General features: G+C 44.3%; 14 protein-coding genes and 1 pseudogene. 4 read left to right on the forward strand and 11 right to left on the reverse strand.

The window, feature by feature from the left end; genetic code table 11:
* Positions 1–56 precede the first annotated feature (56 nt).
* From AB5935_RS01150 to AB5935_RS01165, 4 genes are all read right to left on the reverse strand, one after another.
* Positions 57–734, reverse strand: a complete 678-nt coding sequence (locus tag AB5935_RS01150; protein ID WP_007832030.1) for an ATP-binding cassette domain-containing protein — start codon at positions 732–734, stop codon at positions 57–59.
* Positions 731–1,660, reverse strand: coding sequence for a hypothetical protein (locus AB5935_RS01155; RefSeq protein WP_038610595.1), 930 nt, complete (start codon positions 1,658–1,660; stop codon positions 731–733). Before AB5935_RS01155 ends, AB5935_RS01150 begins: the two co-directional genes overlap by 4 nt.
* A 77-nt stretch (positions 1,661–1,737) precedes the next feature.
* Entirely contained in the window at positions 1,738–1,878 is a 141-nt protein-coding gene (locus tag AB5935_RS01160; RefSeq protein WP_007832035.1) for a hypothetical protein, read from the reverse strand.
* A gap of 301 nt (positions 1,879–2,179) precedes the next feature.
* Positions 2,180–2,854, reverse strand: coding sequence for a hypothetical protein (locus AB5935_RS01165; protein ID WP_038612477.1), 675 nt, complete (start codon positions 2,852–2,854; stop codon positions 2,180–2,182).
* Positions 2,855–3,205: 351 nt separating this feature from the next.
* On the opposite strand from AB5935_RS01165, the gene AB5935_RS28415 reads away from it, so the two are divergent.
* Both AB5935_RS28415 and AB5935_RS01170 read left to right on the forward strand, forming a co-directional pair.
* On the forward strand, positions 3,206–3,325 hold the full coding sequence (locus AB5935_RS28415; protein WP_007832045.1) for a hypothetical protein: 120 nt from the start codon (positions 3,206–3,208) through the stop codon (positions 3,323–3,325).
* Between the two features lie 43 nt (positions 3,326–3,368).
* A complete protein-coding gene (locus tag AB5935_RS01170) occupies positions 3,369–3,995 on the forward strand; it encodes an HU family DNA-binding protein (RefSeq protein WP_323755032.1) in 627 nt (208 codons plus the stop codon).
* Between the two features lie 271 nt (positions 3,996–4,266).
* On the opposite strand, the gene AB5935_RS01175 is transcribed toward AB5935_RS01170, so the two are convergent.
* Genes AB5935_RS01175 through AB5935_RS01185 form a run of 3 tightly spaced genes read right to left on the reverse strand, consistent with a single transcriptional unit; the run spans position 4,267 to position 9,871 of the window.
* Positions 4,267–5,646 (reverse strand): TolC family protein, encoded by a 1,380-nt coding sequence (locus AB5935_RS01175; RefSeq protein WP_032940612.1) that lies wholly within the window; start codon positions 5,644–5,646, stop codon positions 4,267–4,269.
* Positions 5,647–5,678: 32 nt separating this feature from the next.
* The gene (locus tag AB5935_RS01180) at positions 5,679–8,804 is read right to left on the reverse strand and encodes an efflux RND transporter permease subunit (RefSeq protein WP_038610592.1); all 3,126 of its coding nucleotides are present in this window, start codon (positions 8,802–8,804) and stop codon (positions 5,679–5,681) included.
* On the reverse strand, positions 8,804–9,871 hold the full coding sequence (locus tag AB5935_RS01185; RefSeq protein ID WP_038610589.1) for an efflux RND transporter periplasmic adaptor subunit: 1,068 nt from the start codon (positions 9,869–9,871) through the stop codon (positions 8,804–8,806). The genes AB5935_RS01180 and AB5935_RS01185 overlap by 1 nt, the downstream gene beginning before the upstream one ends.
* Positions 9,872–10,034: 163 nt before the next feature.
* Between AB5935_RS01185 and AB5935_RS01190 the strand changes: the two genes are divergently transcribed.
* Both AB5935_RS01190 and AB5935_RS01195 read left to right on the forward strand, forming a co-directional pair.
* Positions 10,035–10,913: a helix-turn-helix domain-containing protein gene (locus AB5935_RS01190; RefSeq protein WP_038610586.1), complete on the forward strand. Its 879-nt coding sequence runs from the start codon at positions 10,035–10,037 to the stop codon at positions 10,911–10,913.
* A gap of 65 nt (positions 10,914–10,978) precedes the next feature.
* Positions 10,979–11,743 (forward strand): TIGR02757 family protein, encoded by a 765-nt coding sequence (locus AB5935_RS01195; RefSeq protein ID WP_038612475.1) that lies wholly within the window; start codon positions 10,979–10,981, stop codon positions 11,741–11,743.
* A 175-nt stretch (positions 11,744–11,918) separates the two neighbouring features.
* On the opposite strand, the gene AB5935_RS01200 is transcribed toward AB5935_RS01195, so the two are convergent.
* From AB5935_RS01200 to AB5935_RS01215, 4 genes and pseudogenes are all read right to left on the reverse strand, one after another.
* Positions 11,919–13,907: a glucosamine-6-phosphate deaminase gene (locus AB5935_RS01200; RefSeq protein ID WP_038610583.1), complete on the reverse strand. Its 1,989-nt coding sequence runs from the start codon at positions 13,905–13,907 to the stop codon at positions 11,919–11,921.
* 3 nt (positions 13,908–13,910) lie between these two features.
* Positions 13,911–14,702, reverse strand: a complete 792-nt coding sequence (gene nagB, locus AB5935_RS01205; protein WP_007840041.1) for a glucosamine-6-phosphate deaminase — start codon at positions 14,700–14,702, stop codon at positions 13,911–13,913.
* 46 nt (positions 14,703–14,748) lie between these two features.
* Entirely contained in the window at positions 14,749–15,984 is a 1,236-nt protein-coding gene (locus AB5935_RS01210; protein WP_007832066.1) for an MFS transporter, read from the reverse strand.
* Between the two features lie 18 nt (positions 15,985–16,002).
* A pseudogene (locus tag AB5935_RS01215) lies at positions 16,003–17,198 on the reverse strand (AGE family epimerase/isomerase).
* Positions 17,199–17,206: the final 8 nt, after the last annotated feature.

The raw sequence follows: 17,206 nt of genomic DNA on the forward strand, positions 1-17,206 counted from the left end.
AAGAATTGGGATGGAGTTAAACTTGTAGCTTTCATGTAAGGACAGTGCTGTGTGTTTTACTGAAAGTATGAGGTGGACTGTATCTTTTTAGTGTTGCATAATATATCCTCTTCTATCTCTTCTGTTGTTTCTTCATGGTATTCTTTGTAGATAACCCCTTCATTCAGATAGTGGATAATATCACATATTTCCCTTAACGAGGCAATGAGATGTGATGAAATTATCACCGTCTTTTCTTTTGCTTTCAGTTGCCGGATGAGTCTTTTCATCAGGATACACCCCTTCAAGTCCACCCCATTGAACGGCTCGTCAAGAATAAATACGTCATTTTCTTGCAATAATAATGCCATAAATCCCAGTTTCTTTTTCATTCCGGTAGAATATTCGGCAGCATACCTGTCAAGGGGCAGTTGGAAAATTTCATTTAAATGTTGAATGGTGAGTGTACTGACCGGCAGACCTTTGGCCTTCATACAGAATTCCAAGTATTCAAGACCCGTGATTTGGGAATAAAAGAAGTTGGATGCAGACAGATAACCTGCTTTTAAAGTTTTGCTTTTGGTTATGCTTCCAGTATAATCATAGATTCCCGTCATGCAGTTGAATAAAGTAGTCTTTCCGGCACCATTCTCACCCACCAAACCATATATTTTTCCAGGGTGATATTCTAAATGAATCCCGTTTAATACTTTGACTTTACCGAATTTTTTATGTAAATCATTCACTTCTATCATAGTAATCTTTTTAAATGTTTGCGTGTCTGGCAGCTCAACAATGTGGTAAGAGCCATGCCGGGTATTAAAAGAAACGGAACAAAAAGAGAACCTAAATAAAAAGGCATCAATATACTTAATTGCACAATAAACAGCAATAGGGGGGATGGGATGATATGGCGCAACATACTGATGCCAATGGCATAAATCAAGGTGGCGATATAATAAGATAAGAAAAAGAGGATTTCATCTTGGTCATAGGTAGATGCTATAAGTGCTAAGCCGAAAGGAATGGAGGTGATGAAAACATTCCATGCGATACTTTTCGATTGGAAACGGCATAAAGTCTTGAAATTTTTGAAATGAAGAAGATATCCGGTGTCCATTGGTTGCAGATAGCCTGACGCCTGTATCAATCCCCATAGAACGACACACACTTTGTCTATTTTTATATTTCCGTGTACGGTTCCTGCTATGGAAAAAAGCAAGAGTAGGGCATATATCCAGAAAGATTGGCGGAACATCCGTATATATTCATAACTTCCTTTGTAGAGAAAAGGTAAGCGGATAGGTTTGTGTTCCAGCTTAATTTCTTTCAGGAAAGGCAATAACGTGGCGAACAGCCATAAACCGATAGCTTCTGTAAATCGCCCTTTTATCATTTCCATTCCCGCAAATGGCAATGTGATTAAAGTATACTCTTTGATCAGGAAGACTGGAAGATGGGACGTTAAAGTGTGTAGAAACTCTTTATCTTTTCTATAATTATGATAGCTGGCCAATAAGAGAACGCATACCACAGGAATGATGAAACGGTTTTCTGCCAAGAACAATATCATGATGGCAGCCACCGTTAAGATGGTAAGGAAGACTATTCTGAAGATGCCCAGTTCTATGACTATCCTTCCAAAATTTTTTAAACGAAGCAGCAGATACAGCTGAAACATAAAGTGCTTTTTTATTCTAGTTGAGGGTACAAAGGAATAAAATATCCGGTTAAGTACCCTCATAATGGAGTGAAAAATTATTCTTTATGCTCCTCTTTCAGTTCTGCCAACTCTTTGTTCACCCGTGTCAGCTCTTTAATTCTGTCAGATACATAATGGAAGAGGAAATAGTCAGTCAGAATAGCCATCAGCATCAAGATAGATATGGTCAATACCATCCACCATTGATGGTAATTATAAAAAAATACACCGAGGAATATGGTAACAATTGGGTATCCTGTAATATAGCCCCAATGAAATAACTTTTTGTATTGGAGTACATTCTTTATTTTTTTCCAGTTTTATAATTCCGATAAAGTTTAGAGCCAAAACATAAAGCAAGATTCCAAAGGTTAGTCGGCAGAAAGGGGAGAAAGTTACACCTTTGTGCTATAAAAATCTTTGTATTGAAAGTAGGTATTACAGGTCTGTTCTTTCAAATGTAATGATTTAGTAATTTTCTTAATGTAGCAGGCAGGATTACTTTTTGCGGACGTTAAAGCATTTGTCGAAAAAGTCTTTTTTGTTTTTCCCGTAAACATTAGTGTCAAGTCCTTTCCATGTCTCAGGAAATATCTTTTTAGCGAGTTCCACCTCTTCTTTAAGAACCGCAATATTATCAGTCATCAATGCCATGTTCAGTGCGCGGTTAATGCGGAAACTGGCATACTTGAGGCTGTCTGTAGCATATTCTTTTATGAGGATGGCATAGGCGGAATCGGCAGACCGATAATTTTTTTGGGCGGTAAGGCTGTCTCCGAAATAATCTTCAAACATCGCTTTCATTGACCATAAGTCGGCACTGAGGGTGGATTGTTTTTCGGCTTGCCGGAGTACAGATAGAATCTCACGGTACTTTTTGCACGCTGATAAATAACTAATTCTTCCCACATACACTTTTATATTGGTAGGGTCAATGGCTAACGCGCTGTCCAGTTTGGCCCATATTTCCTTGTCGTTTATAGAGATATGTTCACTGTCATTATTAAAGAAGAAAGTGCTGTCCAAAGAAGGAGACCATAGGTTTCCCGCTTCTGCTACCAGACGGTTGGCTTCTTGGGTGTGGAAGTTTTCTTCTGTAGTTACGGGGGTGGAATGGTGTTTGCATGAAGCTGTAAGAGTTAATAATAAGCCAAGTAAAATGGTGGTTTTCATCAGTCTGTGTATTATGGGTATTAGTTTGTTGCCAACACAAAAATACGATAAAAAAGTGATATGTGGCAAAAAGGCAGTAAGAGTTTTGTTGCAAGTGTCGATTTTGCGCATAGGACTTCTTTTTCTAACTCATATATATCAAATATATTTTCAGATGATTGGTTATAACGGTTCTGTTTATATCAGACAATGTTTTCATTGCTTTCCGTGTACATCAAATCACTTCGTATCCTTTTGTTTATTCATTCTATTTTTTACGAAGGGGCCAACTACCTGATTATTTTTCTCCTTAATCCATCTTTTCCGTTATATTAAGCCTTTTTCCCCTAAAGATTAAGTACTTTTGTCCAGATGTGTTCTATCTCCATAGGTTGCGGAGTTGACTCCATAAGCTTTGGAGATAACTCCATAGCCTTTGGAGTTAAGTCCAAAGCTTATGGAGATAGAATACAAAAGGAAGAGAACCCTTAACCATAGAGCAGAAAGGGCTTACGGATACAGATCAAATCTTTTAATGATGGATATAAAATATGATTTCAAGGCCAACCCTTTCAAGGAAAAGGACGGCAAGCCGGTGCTTTATCCGGCGGTAGTGGTGAAGGAAACGATTACTACCGATCACATTGTGAAGGAGTTGTCCAAGCACAGCGCATATTCGGCGGGCTGTGTGGTGGGAGTGCTACAGGAGGTGGCCGATATGGTTGTATCCCATTTGCGGCAAGGGAAAAATGTGCGGCTGGACGGACTGGGTACGTTCTCTCTTGCCTTGTCCTCGCGTGAGGTGACAGACCGGAAAGAGATACGTGCGGCATCCGTGAGGATAAAGAAAGTGAACTTCCGTCCGGTACCGGAGTTAGTCAAGAGGGTACGTCAGGATACGGATATCCTTCGTGCCGAGTTCGGCTTCCTGCCTACGGGGAAGAAGTATACTAAAGAGGAGCGTTGGAAATTGCTGGAAGCTTATTTGAAGGAACACGGTTCCATTACACGTCTGGTTTATTCGGAATGCTTGGGGATGGCGCGCACCACGGCTGCTTATGAGCTGAAGGGTTGGTACGAAGAGAAGAGATTGGACAAAGAGGGAAAGCACTCTCATGCGGTGTATGTGCTGCGCAAGCAGGAAAGTGTTCCCGAAGTTTAGTCTTATCCGTTTGGGAATAAAAAGAGAAGGAAGGTGGTTATACAAGAAAGGGTGGTAGCAGTGGTAGCACTTTTTAAAACTCGGGGTTCTTCTTCATTTTGGGGGCAACACTTCACTACCAAAGTTCGACCAATAAAGACATTCGAATGAATCTTCGAAAATAGAGAATAATATATCCCCGAATACAATCTAATAGCCGATGAATAAAGGGATATGAATAAATCACTTGCCCCCAAAATGAAGAAGAACCAAAAACTCAGGGTAGAGACTTTTACAGTTTGTCATGTAAAGTCCCGGCTGCTTTCAGATAAGCCACATAGTTCAGGTAAAGTTGGAAACGGGCATCCACTTGGGTTTCGTATGCCTGTTGCCATAGTGCTTGGGCTTCCAGATGGTCTGAAAGAGTTTCCAGCCCTACTTCGTACTGGCTTTTGCTGACGCGTCGGTTCTCTTCCGCCTGCCGCAGGGAACGGTCGGCAAGTTCGCTTTCCAGTTTCGCTTCGTCCAAATTGTTGGCGGCCTGGGTCAGTTCCAGTAGCATTTGCTCGTTCAGATTTTGCTGTTGCAGACGGGTTTGTTCCAGTTTGGCTTTGGCTGCACGTACCTTGTTGCTGCGTTCGCCGAAATGGAAAAGGGGAATACTTACGTTCAACAGGACAGAGAAACTGGCATTATCCAGAAAATTCTTTTCGTTCAGTTCCAAACCGTGTACATAGTCGTATGAACCTTTGATGCCTACTTTGGGAAGCAGTTCGCTGCGGTTTAACTTGACTTGTTGGCGGGCGATGGCCACTTGTTTGTCCAGTATACCGTATTCCGGACGACGGGTGATATCTAGTACCTGTAATTCCATTTCCTGTTCTATTTCCGGGAAATCTCCGGAAATGAGGATCTCCGTGGTCAGCGGTTTTCCTATCAGGTGGCAGAGGTTCATGGTAGCCAGGCGGAGAGCATTCTCGGCTTTGCGTATGCCCAGTTCACTTTCATTCAGTTTCACTTGCACTTTCAGCACATCGTTCTGAGGTTTCAGTCCGTGCTTGTAGGCACTCTCCACGTTCTTTTGCAATTCGGCCAATACGGCATGGTATGTGTCGGCCACTGTTTTCATCTCTTTCGCTTTCACTACCAGAGCGTATGCCTGGTCTGTTTTCAGAATGACTTCTGTGGCGGTCAGGGTTTCGTTCATCTGTGCCATTTCTTTACCTAACAGGGACATTTTGTAGGCGGCGCGGATTTTACCGCCCATATAGAGGGGTTGTTCTAATTGTATGCCACCCATGTAGACCCATCCTATCTTGTAATCCAGGTTGATACCGGGAAAATAGGCGAAACCTGAGGGTTGTCCCGGATTAAACTGTCCGGTGGCGTCGGGCAGAAAGACGGGCAGGTTGCCTCCGGCTATGCCATAACTGCCGTCGGCATTGCTGTAAAGTCCCGTTCCACTAGCTGTCAGATTGGGGAAGAAGTTCCCCTTGTAACTCTTGGCTGTGTAGTGGGCGCTTTCCGTTTGTTTTACAGAAGCCGCCATCTCCTTATTGTATTTCAATGCCATTTCACGGCATTCTTTCAGACTCAGTGTTTCCTGTGCCTGTGCCGGGGCGACAAGATGCCATAACAGAAAACAGAAGGGGATTATCATTGTTTTTTTCATTTGTTCTTGTTTTTGTATGTCAGTGAAATAAATCAATCGTTTCTTATTTTGAAGAACAAGGCGTATAATATAGGGATAAAGAGCAGCGTAATCAGCGTGCTGCACAGCAATCCGCCCATGATAGCTGCCGCCAGTGAGCCGAACATGGCATCGGACAGCAAGGGAATCATACCCAGAATGGTGGTCAGCGAAGCCATCATAACAGGACGAAGACGGCTTTGGGAACTGTCTATCAATGCGGTAACAGGTTCTATCCCTTTACTGATTTGAAGGGTGATTTCATCCATCAGTACAATTCCGTTCTTTATCAACATGCCGATAAGACCCAAGGTTCCTACGATGGCCACGAAGTTGAATACCTTCCCCGTGAGCAGCATCACTGCTACCACTCCTACAAAAATCATCGGGATACAGCAGAAGATGATGATAGGCTTGCGGTAGTCCTTGAATAGCATTATCAGGATGGTAATCATCAGAATGATGGCCAACGGGAAGTTCTGGAACAGGTATTTCATGGACTGGTCGCTGGCTATCTTCTCACCTTGCCACACCAGTGAATATCCTTCGGGTAGTTGTATCTTCTCTATACGTTCTGCAATGGCAAGACGTGCTTTTTCCGTTTCTATGCCCGGTGCGGGCGAACACTGTACACGCTGGCTTCTCTGACCGTTGTAACGGGGAACTACCGGGTCTTCCCATCGGATATCAATTCCTTTGCTGATTTGCTTCAGCGGAGTACTTCCCATGATGCTTTCCACCAAATCTTCTTTCGAAAGCGTGCCGGCTTTCAGTTTCACCATGGTTTCTTCGTTCAGCAGTCCGTTCAACGAGGGCAGTGACGAGAAGACTTGTGCATTGCCTAAATCTTCTATGGGTTCTCCTTTTTCGTCAAGGCATTTCAGATAGATATTGTTTTTGTGGATGCCTTCGTAGAAAGAGCCGATGGGAATTCCTCCGGTAGCTGTGAGCAGGGAAAGGCTGACATCATTGCGGCTCAGGCCGAGGGCACGGGCAGACGGCTGGTCATATTCGATGGTCAGTACAGGAATCTGAGGTTCCCAGTCGGTGGTGATAAGGCAGACTTCCGGTGTATTTTCCATGATGGTACGGGCGCTGTCTGCCAGTTGGTGCAGAACGGCAGGGTCGGGGCCCAGGAATTGCGCTTCTATGGGATATTTCTTGAACATCAGATTGTATCTTTTCAATTTGATGTATGCGTCCGGATAGGCTTGGGAGAGGTAAGCTTGGATTTCATCTATATGTTCTACCAAGGTTTCCGGTGAGGTGAAATCGATAATCAGTTCGCCATACGAAAGCGATGGGTTGGCAACGCTCCGCACCAGGTTATAGCGTCCGGGCGTACCGCCTATGGAGGTGGTGACGTGGGTTATTTCCTTGCGTCCTTTCAGATAGGTTTCTATTTCTTTCAAATCTTGTGCCACACGAGTGTGGTTGTTTCCTTCCGGCAGTTTGTATTCCATGTAAAGCTGGTCGTAAACCATGTCGGGGAAAAAGCCCTGACGCATGTATGGATAGCCGAAAGCGGAAAGTAGCAACAGGCCAATCATGGTGAATACAAAACTCCACCGGTGGGCCAGACCGAACCGCAGTGCCGAACGGAGACCGGCATAGATTTTACCTTTGTACACACGCTTTCCGGTACTGCCGGTATCTATGGCAGGATGTAGTCTGCGGTCGGCCATCAGCGGTACGTGAATCAGTGCCAATACCCAGCTCAACAGCAGGGAAACGGCAAGTACGATGAAAAGGTCGCGCGTGTAGACTCCTGCGGTGTCGGGGGACATGTAGATAGGTAGAAAGGCGATAATGGCTATCAAGGTGGCTCCTAAAAGAGGCATAGCTGTCTGTCGCCCGATAGCAGTCATGGCTTCCATTCGTTTTTTTCCGGCTTTCAAGTCTACCAGTATGCCGTCTATGATGACGATAGCATTGTCTACCAACATGCCCATTGCCAGTACAAAAGCAGCCAATGATACGCGTTGCATCGTTCCACCTGCCGAATAAAGGAACAGGAAAGAACCGAATACGGTGATGATCAGGCTGATACCTATGATAAGGCCGCTCTTGAATCCCATTGCTATCATCAGTATCAGTACTACGATGATGACGGATTCTATCAGGTTGATGACAAAGGTTCCCAAAGAGCTGCCTACCCGTTCGGGCTGATAGAAGATTTTGTGGCATTCCACTCCGGCGGGCAGACGTCCGGTTTTGAGTTCGACCAACTTGCTTTCTACGGCATGGCCTACTTTTATAATGTCCGAGCCACTGGAGGCGGCGATGAGTATACCGAGAGCACGTTCATGGTCATAAAACATTTCATTGCGTGTGGGATCCTCGTAGTCTTTTTCTATGCGGGCGATGTCGCTCAGGCGAAGCTGGTCGTCATCATGTCCCTGGATCAGCATTTTTCCAATATCTTCTACGGTTTTGAATTTATCGTTTACTGTGACTCGGATACGGTTGTCACCATTTTCATAATATCCTGTATAGGTGGTTTTGTTCTGTCCGTTCAGTGTGGCGAGAACTTCGGCAGGTTTAACACCGAGGTTTGCCATACGGTCTTGCAGCAGGGAGATGTTGATACATTCGGAACGTTTGCCGTAGAGTTCCACACGGTCCACGCCTTCCAGTTCGTTCACTTCCCGTTTCACCAGTTCGGCATAGTCGGACAGTTCACGGTCGGACAGTCCGTCGCCTGTCAGGGCATAGAACATACCATATACGTTTCCGAAATCATCCTTGACTATCGGGGTGGTGGCTCCTTCGGGCAACAGGGCGTGGGCGTCGCTTACTTTGCGGCGCAGCATGTCCCAGCATTGTTCCACTTCGTCGTCCGGCACGGTGCTCAGCAGTTCTATCTGTATCAGGGATAAGTCGTTGTATGAATAACTTTCTATATTGTCTATGTTGCCCATGGTGCGGATGTTCTTTTCGAGCACGTCCGTTACTTCCAGTTCTACCTGGTGGGCGGAAGCACCCGGATAGGTGGTGACTACCATGGCAAGCTTTACTTTTATTTCGGGGTCTTCCAGCTTGCTCATCTGATAGCAGGAGTAGGCTCCGCCGAACAGCAGAACCGCTATCAGGAAATAAATCAGATTCCTGTTACGGAATGCCCATTTGCTGATATCCATTATAATAATCCTCCTATATTTGTGTTAGTGACAAGTGGTAAAGGTTTTACAGTTTCTCCATCCTCGATGTGATGTACTCCCGAGGATACAATCAGCTCTCCTGGTTTCAGCTGTTCGGCAGTGATGAGGCTGTGTCCGTTGTTCAGTAAACGTAGCATGGATATTTCCTGTTTGTGCACTGTGTTGTCCGATGGGTTGAAGACGAATACATACGCTTTGCCTTCTTTTTGCAGGATGGCGCCGGTAGGGACAGAGAGAGTGTTCGTCTGTTCTGTACGGTAAGAGATGGTGACCATGGTGTTCATTCCGGGAGAGGGGACAGCCGGCGTTCCGGGTACTACTTGCAGGCGCATGGTGTATAATTGGTTTGCATTGGCTTTCGGGGTGACACTGATTAGTTTCAGCGGATAGGTTTCGCCCGGATAGATGTCAAACGTACAGTGATAATTGTCGAACTGGTCCCGGCGGATGTATTCGGCCGCAGGAAGGTTTATTTCTACTTCGGGAGTCCCACTGCTGATCATGGATAGGACGGGCATTCCGGCTCCGATGGTTTCGTGAGCTTCAAACAGGCGTTTTTGGACGTACCCGTTGAAGGGGGCGTAGAGCCGTGTATAAGCCAGTTGGTCTTTGTGATGTTTGTACTTGGCAGTGATTTGTTTGAGTCCGTATACAGCTTTGTCATTGGCGTTGGGGGTGGTTCCGTTGTCTTTGTAAAGGGCCATGACTCTTTCCGCTTCCGCTTTTATTTGCTGGTATTCTGCTTCAGTAGCATCCAGTTGTACTTGATAGTCGGTGGGGTCCAGTTCGGCCAGTAATTGTCCCTCCTGCACACGGGTGCCGTCTTTTACATGTATTTTGCTGATGGTTCCGCTTACCCGGAAGGCAAGGCTGATATCTTGTGCGGCTTTTACCTTTCCCGGAAATTGCAAGAACGTTTGCTTGTCGGCAGAAACGATCGTGTCTATTTTTACTGTCTGATAGCCTTTGGCTTTCTGGGTACGCTGTGTGCAGGAACTCAGTAGAATCAAGGAAATACCTGTTAGAATAAGATAAATTTGTTTCATATATCATGCTATTGGTTTTCTGATGCAAAGTTATCCCGAAGCAAGAGGATAGAAAAGGTTGATATGAATGATAAATTGTCCGATTTGTATATTTTCTAGTAGATATATAGCTGAAAAGTTTGCGATTTGTATTTATTTTGCAGTGAATGAATAAAAGAGATAGATGGTCGGACAACAGATGCCTTTTCAGTTTACAGTGCTTTCGAGCAGTGATCCGCATACTTTTAAAGACGGACAGATTATTTCTACATTTAATAAATGTGGCTTTTTCTTTTGCCGGAGGGGAAATGTGGAGGTTTCACTGGAAGATAAGCTTTTTCAGATAAAGCCCGGTGATGTGTATATTTACATGGCTTCTACCTTGGTGCATCTGCTTCATAAGAGCGAGGATGCGGATGGAGTGATGGTAGAAGTGGATTTGGATTATCTCATTCCTATTGTTAATAAGGTGATTAATGTGGAAAACCAGCTTTTTATGCGGAACCATCCTTGTATATCACTTTCTGATAGGCAACGTATCCATTTGGAGTATCTGTTGGATAATTTGCAGGAAAGGATAGGGGCGGAGGACGTACTGGAAGTGAATTTGCAACAACAACGCCTGACTTTAGAGTTGATTAAGTCAATGGGACAGACTTTTTGCTATGAAATATTGAATATGTATTTCGCTAACCAACCCATGCAGCCTTTGCCACAGAATAAGAAGGATGTGATCTTCCAGAATTTCATGCTGGCTCTTTTCCGTTTGTATAGGAAAGAGCGTGATGTTGCCTATTATGCGAAGATGCAGCACATTACTCCACGTTATTTTTCTACGATCATTAAGGAGAAGTCGGGGAATAGTGCCTTGCAATGGATTGTGCAAATGGTGATTACCGAGGCGAAACAATTGCTTGAAGGATCGGATTTGAGTATCAAGGAGATTGCGAACCAGCTGAACTTTCCTACGCAGTCTTTCTTTGGAAAGTATTTTAAGCAATATGTGGGGATTTCACCTAAAGAATATAGAAAAGGCAAGTTGAGGATTAAGGATGGAATTTGATTTCTGAAAATGCAATCTATTTTATTTTAATGTACCTTTGTGTACAAATCATAAACGTTTTATTTATGACCCGAAAGAAAGAACAAGAGCAATTTATATCTTATATTACAGAACGGCAAACCCATGAGGGCCAGATGGCTGTTGCTGATTTTTTGCGGAAATATGCTGTCCGGTATCATAACTCTGATTTCATTTCCTCTGATCCGGTGCAGTTTCCGCATCGTTATCATTCTAAGGCGGATATTGAAATCAGTGCTTTTCTTACTGCTTTTCTTAGTTTCGGAGCCCGCCCTCAGATACTGAAGGCAGCAGAACGACTGGATTCTATAATGAACCGGCAGCCTTTGCAGTATGTGTTGTCTGGAAACTGGAAAATAGATTTCTGTGGTGAGGAGTCGTTCTATCGGACGGTTTCAAAAAATAAGATGGCACAATTGTTTTATTGGCTGCATACTATATATAATAGGTATGAGAGTATGGAGGATGCTCTTCTTTGCGAAACGGATGGAACTCCGATGCAACGTCTTTGTCGTTTGTTGGGAGTGTCGGATAAGGCGCCGCAAAAGAAATTGAATATGTTCCTGCGCTGGATGATCCGTCGCGATTCGGAAGTGGATTTTGGAATCTGGAGGAATTTTTCTCCATGTGAGTTGATTATCCCTTTGGATACGCATGTCAGTGAGATGGCTTTCAGATTGGAGCTGACCCGAAGTAAATCTTATACGCTGAATAATGCGAGAACTATTACTGCGGCTTTGGCTGAGGTTTTTCCCGAAGACCCTTGTCTGGGGGATTTTGCTTTGTTTGGCTATGGGATTAATGAATTATGAAATGTAGTTGGGGGTGTGTTTCTCGAAACAGGTAGCTGTGGTGAGGATGATTATCGGATATCGTTTGAGATAAGTGGAAATCTAAAAATAATCCCCGAAGGATATCACATCCATCGGGGATTTTCGGTTTTTTGGTTAAAGGTTAGTATAAAATTAGGTTAGGTTGTTTCTTAAATTATAGGGGTACGTATTCCACAAAGGCCTCCATTGCTTCATAACATGCCAAACCAAGTTGGTCATACAAAGCGGCTGTACCCCGATTGCGGTCTTCACTTCTTTGCCAGAACAGACGTTCGTCATTGCCCAGGAACGGTGCGCTTTCCATCTGAGACTGATGCTTTAAGATGGAGTTACGTTTAGCACGCAGTTCTTCAGGACTGAACGGTACGGCCATTTCAATGTTTTCAATTTCCCATTCCGCCCATGCGCCACGATACATCCAAATGCGACAGTCTTTCAACCATTCGGCACCGGCTTCTTTCTCGATGTCAATAGCGGCAAGCACTGCGTCTGTGCAGACACGATGGGTTCCGTGCGGGTCAGCCAAGTCACCGGCTACATAAATCTGATGGGGCTTTACTTCACGTAATAACTGCAAAACAATTTCTACATCGGCTTCACTGATGGGATTCTTTTCAATCTTGCCGGTTTCATAGAAAGGCAGATCGAGGAAATGAACACGGTTCAGTGGAATTTGATTGTAAGTGCTTGCGGTACGGGCTTCTCCACGGCGAATCAATCCTTTGATGGTCAGAATATCACGGCTGTCCATATCGCCTTCTTTCTTAGCGGCAAGGAATTTCTTGATTTCAGCATATTTGTTTTTGATGGTTTCGTTGGAGTTTTCATCAAAAAGCTGGTTGAAACCGTTGATGAAGTGCATGAAACGTACTACTTCTTCATCGCCTACGGCAATGTTTCCGGAAGTTTCGTATGCTACGTGTACCTCATGACCTTGCTGAACCAGACGGCGTAAAGTTCCACCCATTGAGATTACATCGTCATCCGGATGCGGAGAGAAAGCAACCACACGTTTTGGAAATGGTTTCGCACGTTCGGGGCGATAGGTGTCGTCTGCATTCGGCTTGCCGCCGGGCCATCCGGTGATGGTGTGCTGCAGATCATTGAATATTTTGATATTTACGTTGTAAGCAGAACCGTAAAGTGCCAACAGTTCGCTCAATCCGTTTTCATTATAATCTTTATTGGTGAGCTTCAGAATCGGCTTTTTAACACGCATACATAACCATACGATGGCACTGCGGATTAGTTTGTCGTTCCATTCACAGTTGGTAACCAGCCACGGACGTTGGATACGGGTAAGGTGAGAAGCTGCAGCCAGATCTATGCAAACATTTGCATTGTTGTGCATTTGGAGATAAGAAGCGGGTAAGGTGTCACTTACTTTGTCTTCCACCGCTTTCTTGATGATATCGGCTTTGTCATCTCCCCATGCCAGCAAATAGATTTTCCGGGCAGCCATAATAGTTGCCACTCCCATGGTGATGGAGCAGGGAGGAAGATTGTCTACTCCTAAGTTGTGTGCAGCTTCAGCACGCGAGGTTGAGTCAATCAAAATCAGTCGGGTAGGAGAGCTCAAGCTTGATCCCGGTTCGTTCATGGCAATATTGCCTTCACGACCAATGCCCATTAATACGATATCTATACCGCCAAAAGTTTGGATACGTTGTTCGTACAGGCGGCAGTATTCGATAACAGCTTCCTGCGGAATCGTTCCGTCGATGGTGAATACATTTTGTTTGTCAATATCGATTTGGCTGAGGAATAAATCGTTCAGTTGTGAGAAACTGCTTCCCGCCCCTTCGGAAGCCAAGGGGTAATATTCATATAAATTGAAAATTACTACGTTACGGAAACTTAGTCCTTCATCTTTATGTTTACGGACCAGTTCGGCATAAAGCGGACGTAATGAAGCACCGGTTCCGGCACCAATCACGCAGAACTTTCCTTCGCGCTGACGTTCCTGAATTTTTGCCGTAATTTCATTGGCTATTTGTTGTACGCCTTCTTCCATCGTTTCATAGATGTCGGTAGGCACTTTTTCGCAGCGGGTTAAGACAGAACGTTCCACCGCATTTTCGGGTTTATAATATTTCGGAGATACTCTGTTCAGAGAAATCTGCGAACTTAGGTTTGTTCTCATAAATTACAAATTAGCTTTTTCGATGTCTTTGAAATATTTGTAAGTACCGACTTTCAGTTCGTCTGTAGCGGCTTCGTCACAAACAATGATGCCATGTTGGTGCATCTGTAATGCGCTGATAGTCCACATTTGTGTGATACCACCTTCAACGGCATGTTGCAAAGCGCGTGCTTTGTTGTGTCCGTTGCAGATAATCAGAACTTCTTTAGCTGAAAGGACAGTCCCTACACCTACTGTTAACGCAGTTTTAGGTACTTTGTTCACGTCATTGTCAAAAAAACGTGAGTTGGCAATGATTGTATCTGTAGTCAATGTTTTGATACGTGTGCGTGAAGACAAAGATGAACCCGGTTCGTTGAATGCGATATGTCCGTCGGGACCGATACCTCCCATAAACAGGTCGATGCCTCCGATTTCGGCTATTTGCTTTTCGTAGTTGGCGCATTCTGCTTCCAGGTCTTCGGCATTTCCGTTTAGTATATGTACATTTTCTTTCTTTATATCAATGTGGTTAAAAAAGTTTTTCCACATAAATGTATGGTAGCTTTCAGGATGATCTTCAGGTAAGCCTACATATTCGTCCATATTGAAAGTAACGACATTCTGGAAAGATACTTTTCCCTGCTTGTTCAGTTCTATCAGTGCCTTGTACATGCCCAGCGGTGAAGATCCTGTAGGACAACCTAAAACAAAAGGTTTTTCAGGAGTCGGATTTGCCGCATTGATTTTACTAGCTACATAGTTTGCCGCCCATTGTGACAGCGCTTGGTAATCAGGTTCGATAATTACTCTCATGGTTCTTTCTTTTTTTAAGTTTTAAGTGTTAAGTTAACTATACGGGTTATTCCATATTATCCGTTTTAGGACGGAGGAATGTCAACTGTACGACCAATGCTATTGCAACAATGATGGCCAACATGGCAAATCCCAGTCCCAACTTACCTCCGTCTGTCCACTTTCCCAAGACTTCGGTAATGGCTGCTCCCGCAAACACGCCTGTCATATTCATGATACCATAGGCGGTAGCACGGTGTTTGGATGATACGAACTGGCATAGAATCGGCATATTGTTGGCATCGAAGATACCATAACCGATACCGAATAATAATCCAGCTCCCACAACGGCTACGAAACTATGGCCGAACCCTAGTAAAAGCAGGGATGGAATAGTAAGTCCCAAGCCGATGGCACCCGTGTACACACGTCCTTTTATATTTCTTTGCACCCACTTATCGGATAAGGTTCCACCAATAATTACACCAATGAACGAGGATAGTGCGATGGTGATAGTCGACATGGGGCCGGCTTGTGACATCGGTATATTCAGGTTCTCGGCGAACAAGGTAGGTAACCAGTTTTTGGTTGCCCATCCCGGTAAACTGGGGGCTGCGAAATATAGCAGAATCACCCAGAATGCAATATTACTGAAAAGTAATGATAATCCCTTCAATAAATTGCTTTTTTCTTTACCGGAAGGTGAATTTATTTGTTCAATTTGTATTCTATCCTTCTTTTCATGTAGAAAAAGCATCAAAATTACGGCGTATGCAATGCCGGCGATGCCGAACCAATGAAAGGTTGTATGCCAGGAAAAAGCGGCGGCTACTGTAGCGCCGAAACCTCCGATGGCCTGCCCGGTGTAGAGCCCGGTCATGTGAATACCGATAGCTAATGAACGTGACTTATCGGAGTGATAGTCGGCGATCAGTGATAATCCGGCAGGAATATAGAGCGCTTCGCTGATTCCCATCAAGGCGCGAAGGAAAAAGACTTCATTATAAGTGTCGGCTATTCCCATCAGATAAGTGACGGCCGACCATACAAACAAACTGCCAACAATAAGCCATTTGCGGTTCATGCGGTCGCCCACCATTCCGGCTATAGGGCTCATACAGCCATATATCCAAAGAAAAACTCCCATCAGTCGCCCAAAATTGGCAGCTGATTGAAGCTCGGTGATATCCACCGCCATGGCATCTCTCATTGTGGATAGCATTTGCCGGTCCATGTAATTCAACAGGGCGACACCCCATAATAATCCTACTACAACCCAAGGATAAATTTTACTGTTTTTCATGCTAATAGATAAAGGGCTTTATAAATGTGATTTTTTGTTGTCGAGTATTTCCTTGCACAATGTATAGCCCTTGATCATCATTCTTGGAATGTGGAACGGGCCTTTGAATAGGTTACCCTTGGCCATTTGTGCAGGCGTGCCGTCACGATGGAGATATCCAAACCATTCTCCACACTCTTTATCAGGAAAATGGGCGTATGTCCAATCGCTGATTTGTTTGTGCATGTCAAGGTATTTTTCATTTCCGGTTGCTAAATATGCATACAAAGTAGCGATGACAGCCTCTGTCTGAGGCCACCAGAATTTCATGTCTTGGGAATAATCCTGTGGCGGAAGGTTCTTGCAGTCTTTGAAGTTGATGATACCTCCGAATTCTTTGTCCCATCCCCACTCCCAAGACCAGTCGAGGATAGTGAGGGCCAGTTCTGTAATGTCTTTGTCCCAGTTACGGTATTTGGCTTCTTCCAGCAGAAACCAGGCTGTCTCAATACAATGTCCCGGATTGATGGTGCGGCCCATGTTGCTGTCAATGAATTCTCCGTTGGGACCTACTGTTTCAAGCAAAGCCTTGAATTCAGGATGCATGAAGTCTTTACGTAGCTGGTCAATGGAGGCGTCAATCTGTCCATTGAAGCTTTCGTCCTGAATAGCCTGACGGATACGTGATGCCACATTAATCAGAATCATGGTAATGGAATGTCCTTTCATCGGGAGGGTATCCAGATATTTGGGAGCCAGTATGCCTGGTGTTTCCATAAAATACTGCATCCGTTTGAACAAGTCTAATGCTTTTACAGCATACGTCTGGTCACCGGATGCGATGGCATATTCCGACATGGCGATGGCTGCGAATGACTCCGAAAAAATATAACGGCGTTTGCGCAAAGGAGTGCCTTCGGCAGTCACTTCGAAATACATACGTCCGTCAGAGTCAAAACAATGCGCTTCTATAAAGTCTATTGTACTTTTGGCTGCCGCCAGCCATGCTTCGTTCTTTTCTATATTATTATATGCATAGGAACAGATAAAAGCAAATCTTCCTTGGAACCACACTGATTTGGTGGTGTCCATCAAGCTGCCGTCTCGGTCAACGCAGGTATAAATACCCCATTGACCTTGTCCAGCCCGTATTTCAGCCAAAACGGCATGATATTGGTGGTCAGATCTGTTTTGTATGATTCCGACCATTCTTTTATATAGTCTATTGAAAACATCGTGGTTC

This window comes from Phocaeicola sp. RTP21198st1_B8_RTP21198_201120 (genome assembly GCF_040929485.1).
In the GTDB taxonomy this organism is placed as follows: Bacteria; Bacteroidota; Bacteroidia; order Bacteroidales; family Bacteroidaceae; genus Phocaeicola; species Phocaeicola dorei.